This window comes from Chitinibacter bivalviorum, from assembly GCF_013403565.1.
Classification (GTDB): Bacteria; Pseudomonadota; Gammaproteobacteria; order Burkholderiales; family Chitinibacteraceae; genus Chitinibacter; species Chitinibacter bivalviorum.
In genome coordinates, this window is the sequence record NZ_CP058627.1 from 1,627,963 (window position 1) to 1,647,296 (window position 19,334).

Consider the following 19,334-nt stretch of genomic DNA (forward strand, 5'->3'; position numbering starts at 1 on the left):
ATAAAAACGGCTCGCCTAGCGAGCCGTTATTTTGCCTCAAGTTGCGCAGTGAATTAAATATACTTAAACAGGCTTAAATCCTGAACTTGAGAAAATGATTTTCGCGCAGCATCGAGTACCATCTGATTTTGCGCGAAATCACTAATCGCCGAAGCATAATCCAAATCACGCAATCCGGATAAGGTCTTAGCATACTGTAGTTTCAAATCTTCAGTGGTGTCCTGCACCGAAGATGTTTCATTCATTCTGGCTCCCAAATAGGCTTGGGTAGTTACCACATTGCCAAGCGTATTGGAAAAATTTGATAACGCAGTATTGAGCTGGTTCTGAAAAACTGCAGCCCCCGTAGAGCCTGTCGCATAGCTATCCAGCGCAGTAGCAAAGGCGCCTATCGTCGAAAATAAATCAACATTGCTACTTGGTTTTAAAGAAAAGCTATCGCCTGCTGCAGGAGATCCTTTTACATTTGTTTTTACGCCGTAGTCCCAAGCTAGTACAGCAACTTCACCTGGCAGCTGTTTAAATTCGATATCTGCATTTTCACTATAGGTGCGAGGAAAAGGCGTACCCACAGCTCGCGGAATAGCCGCACCATCAATCAGTGACGTGTTAGTCGTTGAGTTCACTAAATCATAAGTGGTTATTGTTTTGTTGGGATCTGCAGGATTAGGTAATACCTGAAATTGCACCTTAAAATCTCGCGGCGTAGGAGCTGCAGCCCATTTTAAAGGATCGACCACCGTCCCGGGATCGACAATGCCAGCCCCAGTATTAGTTGGCGTTGCGGCAGTAACAAATGTGCCATTGCCATTTTTAACCCGTTGAAACACGTCTGCGCCCGATTCGGAAATAGGGATTTGGCGACCATCAGAAATCTGCACCAGACGCTGCCCATCATCACCGTTGTAAGTCACGTTACCAAATGCAGCTTCAGAAAAAGGCTTTGTGTCGCCTTTAAATCCTGAAAACAAATAGTTGCCATTCCCATCGGTGGTATTGGCCAATGCCAATAGCTCTTCATAGCGCCCTTTCAATTCAGCGCTCTTCATTTTCTTTTCTTCAGGGCCTAAAGCTGGGTTACCAGCGCTGACAGCCAGCTCCTGAATATTCTGAATAACGCCAACGACTTGATGTAGCGTGCTTTCGCTCGTGCGCATAAACGAATCTGCGGTCTCGCTATTTGTTTTATATTGCTCATTTGTCGCACGCGCCTGCTCAATCGTCAGAATACGTGCAGAGGCAATCGGGTCATCTGATGGCGTCAATATTTTTCGCATAGACGATAATTGACTTTGCAATTTCGCTTGATCGGAAATGTGGCTTTGCAAGCTATTGGCGCCAATATTAAAAATTGTGGTAGTGGCAATGCGCATAATTTAGTTACTCCTACAAACCACTGTCTTAGCGACCAATATTCAAGATTTCTTGAAATGCGCTTTGAGCAATTTGAATTACTTTACTTGAGGCTTGATACGCCTGCTGGTACCGCAACAAATTTGCAGCCTCTTCATCCAGATTCACGGCAGACACCGAGTCGCGACTATTTTGGGCATTCGTTAACAGTTGATTCTGTGCTTTACTCATAATGGTCGCTTCATTGGTTTGAGTACCAATGGTGCTGACCATACGACCATAAGATTCTTGATAGGTTGCCGATCCACCATCTAAAATCCGCGTGGATTGTAATTTACCCAGTGCCAGCGCATTACGGTTATCCGCATTCGATCCAATATTGGGGTTAACTGCGATCGAATCGCCTGCCGCAGGCACCCCATCTAATTTCATACTCCAACCGTTTACACTCAGAGTCATCCCCGCATTATAAGTTTGGGCGGCAGAGGTTACACCCGTCACTGTGTCGGTATAGGTAAAGCTTGAAGCTGACGTAAAATTAATCGTTACCGGATTACGAATAGCGGGATTGACCGCAGGATCAGTACTCGTCACTGACGGCGTATCGACCAGATGTTGGCTCACTTTCAGCGAGCCGGTATTAGCCGCTCCAACGGTCGCCAACATCGGGGCGGCAGCGGCGATTTCTTTCGGATCGGTAGTCCGCACCGCCATCGTATTGATCATGCCTTCCAGCGGCTTAATCACAAAGCGATCACCTGCATTCATCGCGCCAACATTGGGCGATAACTGCAAATTCATCCCATCCAGATTAATGCCTTGAGCCACCTGTGCGGCAGAATAAATCGTGCGTGCACCATCGCTTTGGCGGTACATCGTATAGTTTGTACCATCAAAACTAAATTCGTAATTACTGGTACTGAGCTTGCCAACATCAGTAATATATCCAGTTAGCTGTGCCGTCCCTGTGTTATTGGTATTTGAATTGATCGTACTCACGGCAGGTGGAAATGAAAAGCCGTTTTGGGTTGGTGGTACCGTACCAGCAGGCGCAGCAGCCAGAGTCAAACCGGTAATCGGATCGGTACTACCCAAATTCACCACCCCGCTGGTTAAGCCATCGGACAGGCGCTTAATGACAAAACCTGCCCCACTGGGCGTAATGGAAAAATCACTACTTTCACTGGTGCCATTGGGTGAAGTTACGCGGATATTCGTTCCGGGTGCAGTACCTACATTTAAGTCGACATAATTGCTGCGCTTAATATCAAACAGATTGCGCCCCATATTGCCGTACAGATCCTGACCCGCTTTATGCTGCTGATTAAACGTATCGACAAAGCCCAGCGCAGTGCGCTCTAGGCTATTTTGGGCCAGATCAAGCGATTGGCTGCGAAAATCTAGCAAAGCACCTAACTGACCGCCCGACAATTGGTTTTCAGGCAAAAAGATGGTTTGGTTATTCTGCGTAAAGCCAACAGTAATGCGCTGCGGATCAGCAGGGTTCGGGGCGGCAATCAGTTTATTGACGCTGCCGCCGACCACCAAACCTTGGCCGTTACCGATAAACACATTAATACTGCCATCCGACAGAGTCAGCGTATTGGCTTTGACCAATTTATTGAGGTCTTTCACCAGCAAATCGCGCTGATCGAGCAAGTCATTGGGCGGTTGACCAGAGGTTTGGGCGATCACAATTTTGCCGTTGAGATCGGCAATCTGTTGTGAATAGCTATTGATACTCGTAATCGTGTCAGTCACTTCGCCATTGAGCGAGTTGCGCTGCTCTTCCAGCCGTTGCGAGAAAACTTGAAAACGATTGACCAGCGTCTGAGCGCTCGAAATCATTGCCTGACGTGAGGGAGGATCGGCTGGATTGGTCGCCACATTTTGCACAGACTTGAAAAAATCTTGCAAAGCAGGCGACACGCCGGCACTGGGGTCGGCCACAATATTATCGATTTCGGATAGGTGCGATAAGCGGGTCGCTTGGTAACTAGCTTGAGATTGTGACACTTCAAGTGATTTAGTCAGAAACCGATCGTACATGCGGACAATTGAATCAACCTGAACGCCCAGACCATTAAAACCGCTACCCGACAATAATGGATATGGCGCGCTTTGCTTCATCACTTGGCGTGAAAAACCATCCGTGTTCACGTTGGCAATATTATGCCCCGTGGTTGTTAAACCCAAATTTGCTGCATTTAGGCCAGAAACGCCAATCCCAAAAACTGATGATGCCATGATTTAACCCCTTATTTGAATATCGGCATTACGCGCCAGTTCTTGAATTAGCCGAGATCAGCTGGTCTGCGACCCGTTCGGCGACTTTCGTTAACTTTTGCACGTATTGCGGATCGGTTGCATACCCTCCTGCAACCAGGGCTTTTGCAAAGCCCACTACATCATTGCCTTGTGATAACGCGCCACTAAAGCGACGTTTCACTAAGCTGGCATAATCAGCCATCGAATCGGCATACGAATCATAAGCACGAAATTTTTCGATTCGTTTTTGTGCTACACCATCGACATATTCAGTCGTCAGAACATCCACGGTTTTGCCCTGCCACTGACTACCAGCTTTAATACCAAACAAATTGAATGACTCATTGCCATTACTATCTTTAATCCCTTTTTTGCCCCAGCCCGTTTCCAGTGCGGCATGCGCCAGCAAGACATGGGGCGACACACCTAGGGTTTGGGCGGTTGCTTGCGCAGCTTGCCCCAACTTACTCACAAAATCGGTAACGCCATCACCCTTAGGGGCAACATTCGCGGCAACAGTCGCAACATCGGCGGCAGGTTTTGCCGCCACCGCGGCAGCATTCAGTGATAGCGGTTTAGTGGGCACACGATTCACGTCACGCCGCAAGGGCTGCTGCAACAGCGCAGGATTTTCAAGCACACTGAGCTGACGCTCGATCAGCTTGGCAAAACCAATGCCGCCACTTTGCGCCCAGTTTTGGGCAAGCTGTTGATCGCGCATGCCTTTGAAAGTCTCAATTGCAGGGCTTTGATCGAGCTCATTTTTCGGGCTGGCGTTACGCATCGAAGTGAGCATCTGCTGTAATAGCAAGGCTTCAAACTGCTGCGCAGCGCCTTGTGTTGCCGCCGCTTTATTGGTCGCCATGCTGGCACGCAGGCGATCCAAACTACGTGGATCAGCTGAAATGCTTTGCTGGTCATATTTGGCGAGTGGCAACATGGTCTTGCTCCGATTAAATTCAACTCTATTAAAGCAAGGTTCATGCCCAAATGAATAAAGCCCCATCAATGATGGGGCTTAGAAATACAACATCTGGGTATATGAGCAAAAATCAATCAATAAAAAGACTTCAGAGCAATACCCGCCAAGGTATAGTTAGGCTTAGATCACTTCCAATTCAGCATTCAGTGCGCCAGCGGTTTTCATCGCCTGCAGAATCGCCAACAAATCTTGGGGCGTGGCACCCACGGCATTCAAGGCACGCACCACTTGATTCAGATTTGTCGCTTTGGGCAATTTCACCACGGGGCCCTTGCCCATTTCAATATCGATCTCGGCATTTTGCACTTTGGTCGTACGGCCATTGGCGAGTGGTTTAGGCTGCTCGACTTTATTATCCGCCAAGATCGTCACCGTTAAATTGCCATGCGCAATGGCACAAGGCTCGATGGTGACCGCCTGATTCATCACCACCGAACCAGTACGGGCATTGATAATCACCTTGGGCGACACTTCACCTTGCGTGATATTGATACCTTCGAGCTTAGCCAAAAAAGCCACCCGTTGATTCGGGTCGAGTGGCGCACGAATCTGGATAACGCGACCATCAAGCGCCGCCGCTAGCGGCCCGATCTGACTATTAATCGCATTCACAACCCGCGTCGCGGTTGAAAAATCAGTTTTCAGCAATTCGAGCTGAACAAATTCACCATTCCCCAATAGCGTGGGCACAGCGCGCTCGACCGTCGCACCATTGGGAATACGACCCGTTGCCAGCTGATTAATTTGCGTACTTGAACCACCAGCCGATGCACCCGCTCCAGCCACAATCAAATTTCCCTGCGCCATCGCATAAATCTGACCATCCGCCCCCTTCAGTGGCGACATCAGCAAAGTGCCGCCGCGCAGGCTTTTGGCATTACCAATCGAAGACACCACGATATCTAGCGGTTGACCTGGTCGCGCAAACGGCGGCAGCGTGGCGGTGACAGTAACAGCGGCAACGTTCTTCAGCTGCATATTGCCGCCTACTGGAACTTGTACCCCCGAATTGGTCAGCATATTAATAATCGATTGCACAGTGAACGGTGTTTGCGTGGTTTGATCACCGCTACCATCCAGACCGACCACCAGGCCATAACCCACCAGCTGATTGTTACGTACGCCGGAAAAACTCGCCAAGTCTTTCAAACGCTCGGCATACACAGGCAGGGTATACACACAAAGTGCAATCATCAAAATCAATTTACGCATATACCCACCTATTAAAACGGCCATACCGATAGAAACACGCGCTGCATCCAGCCCATGGTGTTCGCATCACTGATCGCGCCCTGCCCAAGCTGCTCAATCCGCGCATCTGCAACGCGGGTTGAGGAGATTTTATTGCCTGCCGTAATATCATTGGGGTTCACAACACCAGTAAATCGCAGCACGGTGTTATAGCCATTGATCGCAATTTGTTTTTCGCCGCCAATCGCCAAATTGCCATTAGCAAAGACATCGGTCACCGTCACAGCAATCGAGCCCTTGAAGGTATTCGAGCTATTGGTTTCGCCTTTACCAGAGAATTTATTATTCGCACTCAAGCTAGCATCAGCACTAAACAATTTGTCCAACTGCGGTACATAGGGCAATGATCCCGAACCCGAGAGCGTTAGGCCACCATCACGATTGGTATTGCTATTGGCTTTATTGACCGCAGAAAGATTTTCTTCAATGGTTACGACCAGAATTTCACCAATGCGTCGCGCTACCGGTTCTTCAAACAGCATACGGGCTGTGCCTTGCTGGAAAATAGCGCCATTGTTTGCCGTGACCACGACCGTGGGTTGTGAGCGGGCAGTCGTAGGCTGCGTCACAATCGTTTGCGGTGCCACGCACGCACAAAGAGACAGCACCAGCAGACTAGCCAGAGCACGACACAGAGCTTTCATGCTTACATGGTCCCCAATTTGGCCAACATCTGATCTGATGTCGTCACGGCTTTTGAATTTAGCTCAAACGCACGCTGCGCCTGAATCATATTGATTAATTCTTCGGTGGCATTGACATTCGAAGTTTCAACATAACCCTGATCAACCGCACCCAGACCATTTGTCCCCGGAATACCGACTGTAGGTGCGCCACTGGCGGAAGTTTCTTTATAAATATTCCCCCCCATTGACTCCAAGCCTGGGGGATTAATAAAGGTCGCAGTTTGAATCTGCCCCAGCAAAATAGGCGCGGCAGCATCATTATTGACCACCGCCGAGACCGTACCATCCTTCGCTACGGTCAAGCTGGTCGTTCCTTGTGGCACTTGCAGTGCTGGCGATAATTCATAGCCACTGCTATTGACGATCGTACCCTGACTATTCACCTGAAATGCACCGTCACGCGTGTAACCGATCGTGCCATCCGGTAGATTAATCTGAAAAAAGCCTGCGCCATTAATGGCCATATCCAAAGGAGCATCGGTTTTTTGCAGATTACCCTGCGAAAAATTGCGTGCAGTCGCTACAACTGCCGTACCTGTACCGACATACAGCCCTGTAGGTAAGGACGTTTGCTGACTACTCGCCCCGCCAGCCTGACGCAGATTTTGGTACAGCAAATCTTCAAATACGGCGCGCTCGCGCTTATAGCCATTGGTGTTGACGTTGGACAGGTTATGAGAAACGACATCCACATTAAACTGCATGGCATCCATACCGGTTTTTGCAGTCCACAGCGATCGCATCATGATGCTAATTCCTAGTAATTATTCTTATTAACCGTTAAGGGACATAATCGAGCTTGCTGAGCGCGAATTTTGCTCAGCAGTCTGTAATAACTTCACCTGCAAATCAAAATGGCGCTGCGTCGAAATCATATTGACCAATTGCTCAACCGAATTGACGTTGCTACCCTCGATACCACCGCTGGCTAGTTGTACCGCCGGATCTGTCTGCGCGGGCTCACCACTGCGCAAGCGAAACAGTCCATCCAGACCTTTTTCAAGTTGATCGTTAGCCGGATTCACCAATTTCAATTTGCCAACTTCAACCGATTGCGTCGGATTTTGCACATCGATAGCTGTCACGGTGCCATCGATACCAATCGAGGCACGGTTATTTTCTGGGATCGTTAAGGGGCCATTTTCGCCCTGCACGATTTCGCCAGCCCCGGTTTTCAACAAACCCGCGCTATCTATCTGAAAACTGCCATTGCGGGTGTATGCCTCGCCAGTTGGCGTCTGAATGGTTAACCAGCCTTGCCCCTTTACCGCCACATCAAGATCGCGCCCTGTTTGCTGAAACACGCCCGGCGACATATCGGCGCCAGGTGTTTGCTGCAAAACATAGGCCCGCGTGCCTAAACCTGGACCGCCCAATGCGGGTACCGCACGAGCGGCTGCCAATTCAGCACGAAAACCTGGCGTGGTGACATTGGCTAAATTATTCGCAATTGTCGCCTGACGCAGCTCACTGTTTTTCGCGCCCGACATGGCCACATAGATTAAACGATCCATAAACTAGCTATTACCGTAGGTTAACAATCGTTTGCATAATCGTGTCTTGCGCCTTAACCGACTGAGCATTGGCTTGGTAATTGCGCTGAGCAGTAATCAGATTTACCAATTCGGCAGTCAAATCGACGTTAGAGTCTTCCACCGCAGCCGCTTGCAACAAGCCTGTATTGCCTTGCCCTGGACCATTAGTCAGCGGCTGACCAGAAGCAAAAGACTCTGCCCAACGGTTATCACCCAAAGGTTGCAAGCCTTGTGCATTATTGAATGTCGACAACACCACTTTGGCGACATTGCGGCTCTGACCATTGGAATAACGGCCTTGCACCACGCCATCTTTACTCACCGAAATACCGGTCAAAACACCGTCGGTATAACCGTCTTGCGTTAAGGTATTGACGTTGTATGGGCTACCAAACTGAGTGGAGGTATCGAAATACATTTGGTAATTCAAACCGCTAGAGCCATTATTGAGTGCAGCTGCGGTCACATTGAAGGTAGAGCCGCCCACAGGCAAACCAACAGGCTTACCGTTTGCATCAAACGTTAGTGTCGTCCCAAACAACGGATCACCAGCCGAAGGCACACCCAAAGCACCTGAGGTCAATACATCTTTGCCATCCAAATTGTATTTCACATCCCACGTACCGACGGTGCCGCCTGCGGCAGGGTCTTGTTTACGGAAATACATCGTTTGCGTGTGAGCAACGCCCAGTGAGTCGTACACCGTGGCAGATGTCGAATAATTGTAGGTAGTCGGGTCCGAAGACGAGAATGCCGTACCTGCAGGAATCACTTTATCCGCCGCATTCAGATTGAGACCCAAATTCAGGCCCGCACCTGTCACGCCAGAAGCACCCGTTGCCCGAGCACCAATATTTGAAAACTGCAATTGAATCGGCTGTGGGGTAGAGCCTTGCAAGAAAATGCCAGTACCTTGATCCACACCCCAGCCAGTCAAAAATTGGCCGTTATTAACGATGTAGCCATTTTTATCGAGCTGAAATTGGCCATTACGCGCATAGCTAATACTGCCGGTCGTGTCTTGCATCCGGAAAAAGCCATTGCCCGTAATCGCGATGTCGAGCGGATTATTCGTCGAGGTCGTATTACCTTGCGAAAACTGCTGTGAAATCGTCGTCACGCGTGCACCGATACCGGCAATATTGGATGCAGTACCAAAGGTGCTGGCATAAATATCTGCAAACTCAGCACGAGAGCCCTTAAAACCGACGGTATTCACGTTAGCTACATTATTACCGATCACATCCAAATGCTTGGCCGATGCATTTAAACCACTTAAACCTTGTTGGAAACCCATGATGTACGCTCCTAACCTTAACCGTTTGCTGACTGAATCTGGATCACACTGCCAAAGTTGGTTTTATTCCCATTGGCCAGATACACACCGACACCGTCGCTACCAAACTCAACCGATTTAACCACCTGCCAAGTCGTCGTATTCAAAGCAATTTCCTTGCCATCTTTTTGGCCTACTGCGCTTATTGAATAATTTCCCGCTGGCGCAGTCGTACCGTCGGCCTTTTTGCCATCCCATTCAACCTTCGCCAGCCCTGCGCCGGTGTTATTGACAGGCACTTTAGCGACCTCAAGACCTTTTTCATTGCGAATCGTGACCATGCCGTTGGTGACACCTTCACTCAGCTGCACGCGTAGATCAGCGGGCTTGCTGCCGTCAAAACGGAAACCATTGCCGGGGGAAAGGACTTCTTTGCCGATCAAGCCTGCCGCCTGCATCACTTGCGTGCCCGCATACATCCCGGTCATCTGGCTCATCGTCTGATTGAGCTTATCAATCCCGGTCACGGTATTGATCTGTGCCAATTGGCTGGTCGTTTGCGCGTTATCCATTGGATTCATTGGGTCTTGCGATTGCAATTGTTTGACCAGCAATTTCATAAAGCGATCTTGCTGCTCTTCAGCGCTGGTTTTTTTAACCGTATTGCGTGCATTTAATGAGGTGTAGTCAAACTGACCTGATACGGGAGATGTCGCCATGATGTCCTACTCCTATTAAACCTGACCGAGTGACAAGGTGCGCAGCAGCAATGTCTTGGCCGTATTCATTACATCGATATTGGTTTGGTATGAACGTGACGCTGAAATCATATTTGTCATTTCATCCACCACATTCACATTCGGCATCGCCACATAGCCATTGGCATCGGCAAACGGGCTCTTTGGGTCGTACATCAATTTGGGCGGCGACTGATCTTCGAGCACGCCAGCGACTTGCACCCCAACCGATTGCGCATTTCCGGTCGTCATTGGCTGCGCCTGAAAAACAACTTGCTTGGCACGATAAGGCTGGCCATTAGAGCTAGTTACCGATTCGGCATTGGCCAAATTACTCGCCACCGCATTTAAACGCGCCGATTGCGCGCGCATTCCGGAAGCGGCTACATCAAAAACTCGAAACATCGACATTGCTATCTTCCTTATTGGCCGGTTAACGCGGTTTTCATCGATTCAATTCGGCGCTGCATAAACATCACGGATGCCTGATAGCGAATCGCGTTATCGGTAAATTCTTTCATCTCGGTATCCATATCGACTGTATTGCCATCGATCGATGGCTGACGCTCGTTGCGATACTGCAAATGAGGCGCAAACGGATCGATTTTGGCCGACGCAGGCTGCAAATGACGCTGATCGCTGGTGGCCAAGGTGGCACTTTGTTGCTGAGTACGCGCCGCCTGATAGGCACTTTTGAAATCAAAATCACGTGCTTTGTAGTTGGGCGTATCGGCGTTGGCGATATTGGACGCCAGCACTTCTTGGCGATAGGCGCGCATTTTTAATGCGGTTTCCTGATTGCGAAAGTAGTCGTCGATTTTGCCCAGCATGCTGCACTCCATAAGAATGCACTCATGCAAGCACGATTTATGCCAAGTCAAAAATACCCATCAATGGCGAATTACTTGGCTTTGCGAGGGGAAAATGGGGGAAATGAAAAACAAAAGCGGCAAGGATTGCCGCTTCATACTGCCAGACCAATTACTCAGGAAACTTTCTCTAGTCCATAAACATACTCTAGTCTAGTATAAACACCTAAGCCAATTAAATATTAGCTTTTAGATAGATACCCATCAAAATCGACACTTCCTCGCAGCACAACTTGCCGAGTCACTTGCTCAGGTTGCAAAGCCGCTTGCAATACCGCCAGTGCCGCATCGGCATTCGCTGCGCCGCACATAAATAAATCAATCGCCGCGTAGCCGTGCTCGGGCCAGGTGTGGATGCTGATGTGTGACTCCATCAGCAGCAACATGCCGGTCACGCCCTGCCCCACGCCAAAGTGATGAAAATGCTGTTGCAATACTGTGGCTTGCCCGGCTTTTGCTGCGGCCAACATGACCTGCTCAATCTTCGCGGGGTCAGACAATACCGCAGCCGGGCAGCCTTGAAAATCGGCGATCAAATGCCGCCCCAAGGGCATCACGGGCGTTGGTGCCAAGCTAGCAGCAGCTTCAATATTCATTTGTGACCACCGCCCGAGCTCCAACCGCCGCCAGATGAATAGCCACTGCCCCAACCACGGCTGCCCGATGAGCCGCTAGAACCGCCGCTGCACGAGGACAGATTAAACAAAGTGCAAATGGTGATAATCGCAATCGCGTAAATTTTGTAAAAACCATTACTCATTCGTCGGCCTCAGCAGATTTATTCAAGGGCCAATGCAATAAATACGCCGCAATCGCAGTCCAAATGACATTATCCCAATCCCCCGCAAACCACAGCGGCAGATTGAGCACCAATAAAATCAAGGTATAACGCCATGCGGTACTGCGTGTCAGCTCACCATCGACGGTATCAGATTGAATCGTTTGCACATCGAGCTTGCCAAACCACTGCCCGATTTGCGCATTGCTCACCTTGCTCGATTTTGACCACACCACTTCAGCGGTATTTTTTTCGCGGCTTAATCGCGAATCACCCTGCGCGTATTCCCACAGTTGTACACGATCGCCCACACTGACCCGCCAATTGAACGCACCCGCAGCGTAAATCACTTTGGCGTGATAACTGTCGTAGAGCTTGTTGTAACGTTGCCCCGCCAACACGGCATGGCCATCGCTCCAGCTTTCGGGCAATTGATTGAGCACTTCTACCCGATACCAGCCGTCTTTGGCCTCGACCAACCAAAAGAAACCGCGGTTCCAGCTATAGAGCAGATATTCAGTCCAGTGCGAATCGGGGTCTTCGATTTCGGCCATTTCGATCAAGCCGATGACAGTCCATTTGACCCCATGGCCAGTTCGTTCTTTATCGCCTTCGGCGATGGTCGCACTATCACCCACGTCAAGTGTCGCGTGATAACGCTCGGCCTCAGTGTGCTTCGTCAGCACCAGCGCCCGATCGCCTGAGCAATCGACTTCCGAGCCACAGGCTTTACACACGATTTGCGTCGCCACGCCTGCCTGATATTGCAATTGATTGCCGCAACTTGGGCAATCGAGCACATTGGCAGTCCCTTTGAGCCGACCCGCGCTGCGCTGAATTTCCTCGTCGCTACGCAATGTGTGCGCCTGCAGGGCTTTAAGCTCAACCGCTTCACCCACATACAAAGCGGGATGAGGCTTGCTTTCGCTGACATCAGAATAATCCAAGGTCAAAAAGCGATCGGCATTGCGGCAATCGACCACCTTGGCAACATAACCATTGCCCACCACAAACGGCAACTCACCTTGCCCGCCGACACACTGCGCCGTGCGCTTATCGGTCACGACAAAAGCGCGACCGCCATGCTCATAGCGCATTTCGGGTGATAAATCATCGAATGCTGGCGGATTGGCCGCATCGCCGAGCGACAGTGTAAACATATACTGCCCACAGGTATCGCCCAGCCAGCCATATTTTCCGTCGTCGAAGGACACATACCACTCATTCCACAAACCAGCATCGTAGCGCAGCTGAATGCGGCCAATTACGGTGAACGCGCGCCCCGCAAACACCCCCGACGTGCCAATCTGGATCGGCGAATAGTCTTCGAGCACTTTGCCGATTTTGCCGATGTCTTTGACTTCATCGGCGCTACGCAGCACGGTGCTTTGGCAATACTCGCACACGGCGATCGCCGAAATCGTCGAGCGGAATAACACCTCAGCGCCACACGAGGGGCAAGCGGTACGGAACATTAAAGACGATCCCAATCAGATAGTTTATTTTTCCGCGCTTGATAGCGACAATAAAAGGTCGTAAATATGGAGATAAAAAAGGCCGTTCCGAGTATTTGTCCCATTCCTTCAGCAAACATATTCGCGTTAAGGAAATAGCCTACTACCCACTTCAACAACACCATAGCCATGGCAACCTCAAATGTGTTACCTATTATCACAGCGATTGGATTTGAATAATGTGGGGGCCGTAATTGCAAACCGAAAAACCAAGCACATAACAAATACAATGGTTGAGCATATCCACGCACTATTGAAGAGGCTTTTAATTCAGCCAAAGCCGCAGCTTTTTTGCGTTCAAATTCTGCATCATGCGCCATCTTTAGCTCCTCCCCGGCTGCCATTCTTCATGCTCAGCCAATCCTTCATACGCCAGCCATGGTTTGCGCTGCGACGCCCAAATATGCATCGCAGGGCGAATGCCCGGATCTTCTTTTAGCGTACCCACACGTACGATGAGTCGATCTTGCCCGGCTTTTTCACCATACAAATGCGTACCGCACTCGCCGCAGAAATAGCGCGATTTGCCCGGCGACGACTCAAAGAATTTGAGCTTATCTTGCCCGACCACCACGCGAAAATGCTCGCGCATCGCCCCCGCCACGCTATTGAACGGCGTACCAAGCACCCGACGGCAGGTGTCGCAATTGCAATGAATCACTGGCGTAAAAAACTCATCGACTTCATATTGCACCTGACCGCAGGCACATGCTCCGTGAATACTCATGAACTATCCTTGCTTAACCAATCAGTTTTTTCAGCACTTCCGCTTTGGCGCTGTCGTAATCGGCTTGGCTAATCAAACCTTGATCGAGCAAGCCTTTGAGCTGACCGAGTTTGGCTTGTGGACTGTTGGGGTCAGCAGGCACAGCTTGTGTGGGTATAGGCTGCTGTACAGCACCCGCCATTACGCCCACACCCATACCCCCATCAGCACCCATTACCACGCCAGCGCCGACTGGCGCTGCAGCGCCGCCTAAGCCTAGCGCATTGGTCATTGCGCCCGGATTGATTGCTGTATTCATGGCATTTGCCATAGCTTGGCCAACGCCAACACCTGCAGCCATGCCCGCGCCGATGCCGGCCAAGCCGCCTTCGTTTTGAGCCGCGAGCGGAATCGCGTTGGCGGCCTGATATTGCGTGTAGGTTTGCATATTGCCGATCATGCCCATCGAAATCCGTGTGTCGATGGCTTTTTGCAGCTCTTCGGGCAAGCTGATGTTTTCAACGGCGAAGTTATCGAGCTCAAGGCCGTATTTAGCAAACACGGGCACCAGCGCCTCGTTGATCTTCTGCCCCATCAGGCCTTGATTGCCGGCCATGTCGAGGAAAGGCACGCCCGAACCACCGAGGACGGATGTCATCGTTGATACAACCAGATTACGCAATTGCAGTTCTAAATCATCGCGGGTATAGACTTCGCGCGTACCGCTGATTTCGCTGAAGAATAATTTCGGATCGACCAGTTTGTATGAATACACCCCAAACGCGCGCATGCGCACCATGCCAAAATCAGCGTCGCGTATCGTGATCGGCTGCGGCGTACCCCATTTGCGGCCAAGTTGCAGACGCGTGCTGAAGAAATACACATCTGATTTGAATGGCGATTCAAACAGCTTGTCCCAGTTTTTCAGGTAAGTCAGCACCGGCAACGTTTGCGTGGAGAGCTTATACATGCCCGCGCCAAACACATCCGCGACCTGACCTTCATTGATAAACACCGCCGCTTGCGACTCGCGCACCGTCAGGCTCGCGCCATACTGGATCTCGAAATCAGCCATCGGATAGCGATAAGCCAGCACGCCATCGCTGTCTTCATTCCACTGCAGGATATCGATAAATTGCTTTTTAATAAATGAACCGAGACTCATGATGGGCTCCATCTGCTGCGCAGAAAAATATTCAAAACTTAGTTTAATCAGAACAGGGTGCTAATCACTTCACAAACCCATTCCCAACCTACTTCCATACCAATATCAACAACACCTTCGAGCAAATCGGCATACCAAGTCTCTTCTTTTTGCTGATTCATGCTGTCTTTTCCTCAAGTCAATTGGTCGGCTAAACCTAGCTTATTTACGCTCAATCAGGCGCGCGAGCATGGCGGGTAATTTGGCCTGCGTTTTCGCTAAAGCTTTGGATGGATTGATCACACGCAAGCCATCGTCTTCGGTACGGGCTTGAATCTTGCGACCCAGAACAAAACCATTGATATGAAAATCGCCACCTAAATTGATGATATTACCCAACACAAACCCATCTATTCGGACGCTGGCGCCAGCGTGGATTTTGATGTCGCCATACACAAAACCATCCACCTTCAGCGTTTGCCCCGGATGCACTTCCACCTCGCCGACGTGAAAACCATCAATTTTTTGCTTGCCACTGCCTGCTGAACGCTGAAAACTCATTTTGAATCTCCTGACAACTAATTAAGACAAACATCCCGCATTAATCACGCCGACAGCCAGCGAAATACTCCCCACTAGTAATCCCACCGCAACGTTATTTTCAATGATGGCCGAAGGCATACCCTTGATGCATTTTACCAAGAAGGCATACACCACGATCTGTACCAGCCCCGCCAATGCGCCCCAGAGCAGAAAAAACTCCAGTTGATTCAAATGCCATGCGCTGGAGGCCAGCGCAAATGAAAACCCCATCAGCGCGCCGCCCAATGACAGCGAGGCCGCCACATTGCCCTCACGAATGAGCGTTAACTCGTCGTAGGGCGTGATTTTGATGTAGAGCATGGCAAAGACAATCAACAGCGCCACACCACTGGCGAGGTAGCTGAAATAGCCAATTAATGGCGGCAGGTAGCTTGCTAACATGCGTAATCCTTACTTGTCTCAGGCATAATGCTGTCATTCTTACCCATTTCCGATGAAAAAACCATGCGAGATAAACTGCTGATCCTTTCGGTTTTTATTGTGGCTTCGTGTGGTTTGGCGTACGAATTGATCGCAGGCGCGCTGGCGAGCTATTTGCTGGGCGACTCTATCCTGCAGTTTTCATCGATTATTGGCTGCTATTTATTCGCGATGGGTGTGGGCTCGCATCTATCTAAATACGTCAAAGACGAACGCACGCTCGATACCTTTATCGAGATCGAGCTGCTGGTCGGCCTGATCGGCGGTTTATCGGCCACGGTGCTATTTCTGGTTTTTGCTTGGGCGGCCGCGCCGTTTCGCTCGGTGTTGTATGCCTTAGTGTTTGCCACTGGCGTTTTGGTCGGGCTGGAAATTCCCTTGGTCATGCGGGTACTCAATCAACGTCAGAATGACTTTGCCGAGATTGTGAGCCGTGTACTGACCTTTGATTATCTGGGCGCGCTGGCGGTTTCGCTGATCTTCCCGCTGGTCTTGGCGCCCCATTTGGGCTTGGCGCGCTCGGCACTATTGTTTGGCCTGATCAACGTTGGCATCGCGCTGATGACGACCAAAATATTCCGCGCCCAATTGGCGCAACCCTCATTACAACTAATGCGCGGCGGCGTGGCTTTGTTCGTGTTGCTTGGCGCGATGTTTAGCGCCGACCACCTGACGCGCTGGAGTGAAAAAACGCTGTATGGCGATGAAATCATTCACGCGCAAACGACGCCCTATCAACGCTTGCTGATCACGCAGTGGAAAAACGACACTCGCCTGTATATCAACGGCAATCTGCAATTTTCCAGCCGCGACGAATACCGTTACCACGAAGCCTTGGTGCATCCAGTGCTGGAAAAATTGCCGCAAGCTAAATCGGTGTTGGTACTTGGCGGTGGCGATGGGCTGGCGGTGCGCGAGATTTTGAAATACCCGAATATCGAGCACATCACGCTGGTCGATCTCGACCCTGCGATGACGGGGCTGTTTACCCATAATGAGCGCTTGACGGGCTTTAACCAGCATTCGCTTTCCAACCTGAAAGTCAAAGTCATTAATGCCGACGCGGCACAGTGGATCGAGCAAAATCAGAATGTGTTTGATGCCATCATCATCGACTTTCCCGATCCGAGCAATTTTGCGCTGGGCAAATTGTATTCGGTGCCGATGTATCGCTTGGTCAAAAAGCATTTATCCGAGAACGGCCTGATGGTGGTGCAATCTACGTCACCGCTACATGCCCCCCGCTCGTATTGGTGTATAGACCAGACATTAAAAGAAGTTGGGCTCTATACCACCCCTTATCATGCCTTTGTACCTTCATTTGGCGAGTGGGGTTTTATTCTGGCGAGCAAGCAGCCGGGCTACACGCCGCCGAGCTCGTATCGCGTGAAAACGAAATTTCTCGATGCCGAAACCACGCGGCAGATGTTCTTTTTCCCGCCCGATATGCAGCCAGTCAAAGTTGAAGCTAATCAATTAAACAATCAATCGCTGGTGCATTATTTTGAGCAAGATTGGTCGCAGGTGATCCGCTGATGAGTTACAGCTTTGGCATCAGCCGTCGCCAATTTTTGCAAACCAGCGCGGCACTCGGTCTGGCCACGATGCTGCCCGCCTGTCGTGAGCTCAGCCACCTCGGCATACCGATCAAGGTGTATTTGCCCGGAATGCAATCAGGGCATGGATTACGTCAGCATACCTCCTACCCAGCCCCATCGAGCGAAAGAAAAGTTGGCGTCGCTATTCTGGGCTCGGGCGCGGCGGGCTCGTTTGCGGCTTGGCGCTTGAAACAAAGCGGGCGATTTACGTCGCCCAATGATGTCGTCATTGTCAGCGGCCCAGAGCGTTTTGGTAATGCTGCGGCCGGCACAATGAATGGCTTGGCCTACCCGCTGGGCGCCCATTACTTGCCACTGCCATCGCTCGCATCGCGCCATGTTCGCGAGCTGCTATTCGATATGGGCGTTATTGAGTCCGACCCCTACAGTGAAAAGCCGACATACAACGAGACTGTGCTCATTCATTCGCCCGAGGAACGCATTCTGCTTAATCGCCAGTGGCAAGACGGCGTCGTACCGCGCGCAGGGATCAGCCAGGATGAGTTGGCGCAGCAGCAAAAATTCTTCGCCTACACTCAGTCATTACAACACGCACTCGGCAATGATGGCCGCAAGGTGTTTAGTATTCCGCTGGCGCTATCGAGTGTAGATCCGGCTTGGCGCGCGCTGGATCAAATCAGCTTTGCCACTTGGCTGACGCAGCACGGCTACACTGCGCCGAGTTTGTTGTGGTATCTCGATTACGCCTGCCGCGACGATTACGGCATTGGCATTGCGCAAACGTCAGCGTGGGCGGGTTTGCATTATTTTACCGCTCGGGGTGGTGAAGCGAAAAACGCCAGCGCCGGCGCAGTTTTAACGTGGCCATCGGGGCTCAACCCCATTTTGCAACATTTGCAACACGGCCAGACGCTGCTCGACGGCATGGCCGTCAAAATCAGCAAGCAAAATGAGGGGGTGCAGATTGATGTGTTTGACGGGCAAAAGACCACGCGCCTGATTGCCGAGCACCTCGTTTGCGCGATGCCGCTGCATGTGGCGGCCAAAATCATCGACCTAAAGCCACTGGGTTTTGACCCCGCGCTTCATTTAGCGCCGCATGCGGCGTGGCAAGTGAGTAACTTTCTGATTGATCGCTTCCCGGCCGAGCCAGCGCAGATGCCTTTAGCGTGGGACAATGTCGTTTACGGCAGCTCAAGTCTGGGCTTTGTAAATAGCACGCATCAACTGATTCGCATCGCCAAACCAGCGCAGACCGTCTTCACGGCCTACCACGCCTATGCTCATGAGCAGCCTGCCGCAGTTCGCCACCGGCTCGAACACGCCAGCGCGGCCGAGCTATACGAAACAGCAATCGCCGATCTGGACGCCGCCTACGGCTGGGGTAATCCAATCAAGGCGCGGCAATACATTAAACAAGTTGAAATCACGCTGCGCGGCCACGCAATGGCCAGCCCGACGGTGGGCTTTTTGAGCAATCAAGGCGTAGCCGCGCTGCAAAAGCTCGACGGCCGTATCCAATTTGCGCACAGCGATCTAAGTGGCCTATCGGTATTTGAAGAAGCCAGTTGGTGGGGCGAACAAGCGGCGTTAAAAATACTCAAGCAGTCCGCTTAAACTATTGCCTTAGAGTTGGCATACAACAAAAAAGCC

General features: G+C 50.8%; 21 protein-coding genes. 2 read left to right on the forward strand and 19 right to left on the reverse strand.

Features of this window, described 5'->3' with window-relative positions; all coding sequences use genetic code 11:
• Window positions 1-53: 53 nt before the first annotated feature.
• The 19 genes from flgL to HQ393_RS07690 all read right to left on the reverse strand — a co-directional run bounded on the left by flgL (window position 54) and on the right by HQ393_RS07690 (window position 16,083).
• The gene (gene flgL, locus HQ393_RS07600; RefSeq protein WP_179358209.1) at window positions 54-1,373 is read right to left on the reverse strand and encodes a flagellar hook-associated protein FlgL; all 1,320 of its coding nucleotides are present in this window, start codon (window positions 1,371-1,373) and stop codon (window positions 54-56) included.
• 28 nt (window positions 1,374-1,401) lie between these two features.
• Window positions 1,402-3,600: a flagellar hook-associated protein FlgK gene (gene flgK / locus HQ393_RS07605; protein ID WP_179358210.1), complete on the reverse strand. Its 2,199-nt coding sequence runs from the start codon at window positions 3,598-3,600 to the stop codon at window positions 1,402-1,404.
• Window positions 3,601-3,628: 28 nt separating this feature from the next.
• Window positions 3,629-4,561 carry a flagellar assembly peptidoglycan hydrolase FlgJ gene (gene flgJ / locus HQ393_RS07610; protein ID WP_179358211.1) on the reverse strand — a complete coding sequence of 311 codons (933 nt, stop codon included), beginning with the start codon at window positions 4,559-4,561 and terminating at the stop codon, window positions 3,629-3,631.
• Between the two features lie 162 nt (window positions 4,562-4,723).
• A complete protein-coding gene (locus tag HQ393_RS07615) occupies window positions 4,724-5,815 on the reverse strand; it encodes a flagellar basal body P-ring protein FlgI (RefSeq protein ID WP_179358212.1) in 1,092 nt (363 codons plus the stop codon).
• Window positions 5,816-5,826: 11 nt separating this feature from the next.
• Window positions 5,827-6,498, reverse strand: a complete 672-nt coding sequence (locus HQ393_RS07620; protein WP_179358213.1) for a flagellar basal body L-ring protein FlgH — start codon at window positions 6,496-6,498, stop codon at window positions 5,827-5,829.
• A 2-nt stretch (window positions 6,499-6,500) separates the two neighbouring features.
• A complete protein-coding gene (gene flgG, locus HQ393_RS07625; RefSeq protein WP_179358214.1) occupies window positions 6,501-7,286 on the reverse strand; it encodes a flagellar basal-body rod protein FlgG in 786 nt (261 codons plus the stop codon).
• Window positions 7,287-7,313: 27 nt separating this feature from the next.
• The gene (flgF, locus tag HQ393_RS07630) at window positions 7,314-8,054 is read right to left on the reverse strand and encodes a flagellar basal-body rod protein FlgF (RefSeq protein WP_179358215.1); all 741 of its coding nucleotides are present in this window, start codon (window positions 8,052-8,054) and stop codon (window positions 7,314-7,316) included.
• 10 nt (window positions 8,055-8,064) lie between these two features.
• Window positions 8,065-9,372: a flagellar hook protein FlgE gene (flgE, locus tag HQ393_RS07635; protein ID WP_179358216.1), complete on the reverse strand. Its 1,308-nt coding sequence runs from the start codon at window positions 9,370-9,372 to the stop codon at window positions 8,065-8,067.
• A 17-nt stretch (window positions 9,373-9,389) separates the two neighbouring features.
• A complete protein-coding gene (locus tag HQ393_RS07640; RefSeq protein WP_179358217.1) occupies window positions 9,390-10,070 on the reverse strand; it encodes a flagellar hook assembly protein FlgD in 681 nt (226 codons plus the stop codon).
• Between the two features lie 15 nt (window positions 10,071-10,085).
• On the reverse strand, window positions 10,086-10,499 hold the full coding sequence (gene flgC / locus HQ393_RS07645; protein ID WP_179358218.1) for a flagellar basal body rod protein FlgC: 414 nt from the start codon (window positions 10,497-10,499) through the stop codon (window positions 10,086-10,088).
• Window positions 10,500-10,510: 11 nt separating this feature from the next.
• Window positions 10,511-10,918 carry a flagellar basal body rod protein FlgB gene (gene flgB / locus HQ393_RS07650; RefSeq protein ID WP_179358219.1) on the reverse strand — a complete coding sequence of 136 codons (408 nt, stop codon included), beginning with the start codon at window positions 10,916-10,918 and terminating at the stop codon, window positions 10,511-10,513.
• 221 nt (window positions 10,919-11,139) lie between these two features.
• Window positions 11,140-11,553 (reverse strand): adenosylmethionine decarboxylase, encoded by a 414-nt coding sequence (speD, locus tag HQ393_RS07655; protein WP_179358220.1) that lies wholly within the window; start codon window positions 11,551-11,553, stop codon window positions 11,140-11,142.
• Window positions 11,550-11,717 carry a hypothetical protein gene (locus HQ393_RS07660; RefSeq protein ID WP_179358221.1) on the reverse strand — a complete coding sequence of 56 codons (168 nt, stop codon included), beginning with the start codon at window positions 11,715-11,717 and terminating at the stop codon, window positions 11,550-11,552. The genes speD and HQ393_RS07660 overlap by 4 nt, the downstream gene beginning before the upstream one ends.
• The gene (locus HQ393_RS07665) at window positions 11,714-13,210 is read right to left on the reverse strand and encodes a DUF4178 domain-containing protein (RefSeq protein WP_179358222.1); all 1,497 of its coding nucleotides are present in this window, start codon (window positions 13,208-13,210) and stop codon (window positions 11,714-11,716) included. The genes HQ393_RS07660 and HQ393_RS07665 overlap by 4 nt, the downstream gene beginning before the upstream one ends.
• Complete coding sequence (locus HQ393_RS07670) at window positions 13,210-13,569, reverse strand: DUF6404 family protein (RefSeq protein ID WP_179358223.1); 360 nt, start codon at window positions 13,567-13,569, stop codon at window positions 13,210-13,212. Before HQ393_RS07670 ends, HQ393_RS07665 begins: the two co-directional genes overlap by 1 nt.
• 2 nt (window positions 13,570-13,571) lie before the next feature.
• On the reverse strand, window positions 13,572-13,976 hold the full coding sequence (locus HQ393_RS07675) for a GFA family protein (protein WP_246307979.1): 405 nt from the start codon (window positions 13,974-13,976) through the stop codon (window positions 13,572-13,574).
• A 13-nt stretch (window positions 13,977-13,989) separates the two neighbouring features.
• Complete coding sequence (locus tag HQ393_RS07680; protein ID WP_179358224.1) at window positions 13,990-15,120, reverse strand: SPFH domain-containing protein; 1,131 nt, start codon at window positions 15,118-15,120, stop codon at window positions 13,990-13,992.
• A gap of 201 nt (window positions 15,121-15,321) precedes the next feature.
• Entirely contained in the window at window positions 15,322-15,660 is a 339-nt protein-coding gene (locus HQ393_RS07685) for a hypothetical protein (RefSeq protein WP_179358225.1), read from the reverse strand.
• 21 nt (window positions 15,661-15,681) lie between these two features.
• Window positions 15,682-16,083: a DUF350 domain-containing protein gene (locus HQ393_RS07690; protein ID WP_179358226.1), complete on the reverse strand. Its 402-nt coding sequence runs from the start codon at window positions 16,081-16,083 to the stop codon at window positions 15,682-15,684.
• A gap of 63 nt (window positions 16,084-16,146) precedes the next feature.
• On the opposite strand from HQ393_RS07690, the gene HQ393_RS07695 reads away from it, so the two are divergent.
• The gene (locus HQ393_RS07695; RefSeq protein WP_179358227.1) at window positions 16,147-17,658 is read left to right on the forward strand and encodes a polyamine aminopropyltransferase; all 1,512 of its coding nucleotides are present in this window, start codon (window positions 16,147-16,149) and stop codon (window positions 17,656-17,658) included.
• Window positions 17,658-19,298 (forward strand): NAD(P)-binding protein, encoded by a 1,641-nt coding sequence (locus tag HQ393_RS07700; RefSeq protein ID WP_218871335.1) that lies wholly within the window; start codon window positions 17,658-17,660, stop codon window positions 19,296-19,298. The genes HQ393_RS07695 and HQ393_RS07700 overlap by 1 nt, the downstream gene beginning before the upstream one ends.
• The last annotated feature ends 36 nt before the right edge of the window (window positions 19,299-19,334 follow it).

Bases quoted from the DNA above. Each gene is read 5' to 3' on its own strand.
- flgL (WP_179358209.1), bottom strand. From the start codon at position 1,373: ATGCGCATTGCCACTACCACAATTTTTAATATTGGCGCCAATAGCTTG.
- flgE (WP_179358216.1), bottom strand. From the start codon at position 9,372: ATGGGTTTCCAACAAGGTTTAAGTGGTTTAAATGCATCGGCCAAGCAT.
- flgJ (WP_179358211.1), bottom strand. From the start codon at position 4,561: ATGTTGCCACTCGCCAAATATGACCAGCAAAGCATTTCAGCTGATCCA.
- HQ393_RS07675 (WP_246307979.1), bottom strand. From the start codon at position 13,976: ATGAGTATTCACGGAGCATGTGCCTGCGGTCAGGTGCAATATGAAGTC.
- flgC (WP_179358218.1), bottom strand. From the start codon at position 10,499: ATGTCGATGTTTCGAGTTTTTGATGTAGCCGCTTCCGGAATGCGCGCG.
- HQ393_RS07665 (WP_179358222.1), bottom strand. From the start codon at position 13,210: ATGTTCCGTACCGCTTGCCCCTCGTGTGGCGCTGAGGTGTTATTCCGC.
- HQ393_RS07700 (WP_218871335.1), top strand. From the start codon at position 17,658: ATGAGTTACAGCTTTGGCATCAGCCGTCGCCAATTTTTGCAAACCAGC.
- flgB (WP_179358219.1), bottom strand. From the start codon at position 10,918: ATGCTGGGCAAAATCGACGACTACTTTCGCAATCAGGAAACCGCATTA.
- HQ393_RS07695 (WP_179358227.1), top strand. From the start codon at position 16,147: ATGCGAGATAAACTGCTGATCCTTTCGGTTTTTATTGTGGCTTCGTGT.
- HQ393_RS07670 (WP_179358223.1), bottom strand. From the start codon at position 13,569: ATGGCGCATGATGCAGAATTTGAACGCAAAAAAGCTGCGGCTTTGGCT.
- flgF (WP_179358215.1), bottom strand. From the start codon at position 8,054: ATGGATCGTTTAATCTATGTGGCCATGTCGGGCGCGAAAAACAGTGAG.
- HQ393_RS07690 (WP_179358226.1), bottom strand. From the start codon at position 16,083: ATGTTAGCAAGCTACCTGCCGCCATTAATTGGCTATTTCAGCTACCTC.
- speD (WP_179358220.1), bottom strand. From the start codon at position 11,553: ATGAATATTGAAGCTGCTGCTAGCTTGGCACCAACGCCCGTGATGCCC.
- HQ393_RS07685 (WP_179358225.1), bottom strand. From the start codon at position 15,660: ATGAGTTTTCAGCGTTCAGCAGGCAGTGGCAAGCAAAAAATTGATGGT.
- HQ393_RS07660 (WP_179358221.1), bottom strand. From the start codon at position 11,717: ATGAGTAATGGTTTTTACAAAATTTACGCGATTGCGATTATCACCATT.
- flgG (WP_179358214.1), bottom strand. From the start codon at position 7,286: ATGATGCGATCGCTGTGGACTGCAAAAACCGGTATGGATGCCATGCAG.
- HQ393_RS07680 (WP_179358224.1), bottom strand. From the start codon at position 15,120: ATGAGTCTCGGTTCATTTATTAAAAAGCAATTTATCGATATCCTGCAG.
- HQ393_RS07620 (WP_179358213.1), bottom strand. From the start codon at position 6,498: ATGAAAGCTCTGTGTCGTGCTCTGGCTAGTCTGCTGGTGCTGTCTCTT.
- HQ393_RS07615 (WP_179358212.1), bottom strand. From the start codon at position 5,815: ATGCGTAAATTGATTTTGATGATTGCACTTTGTGTGTATACCCTGCCT.
- flgK (WP_179358210.1), bottom strand. From the start codon at position 3,600: ATGGCATCATCAGTTTTTGGGATTGGCGTTTCTGGCCTAAATGCAGCA.
- HQ393_RS07640 (WP_179358217.1), bottom strand. From the start codon at position 10,070: ATGGCGACATCTCCCGTATCAGGTCAGTTTGACTACACCTCATTAAAT.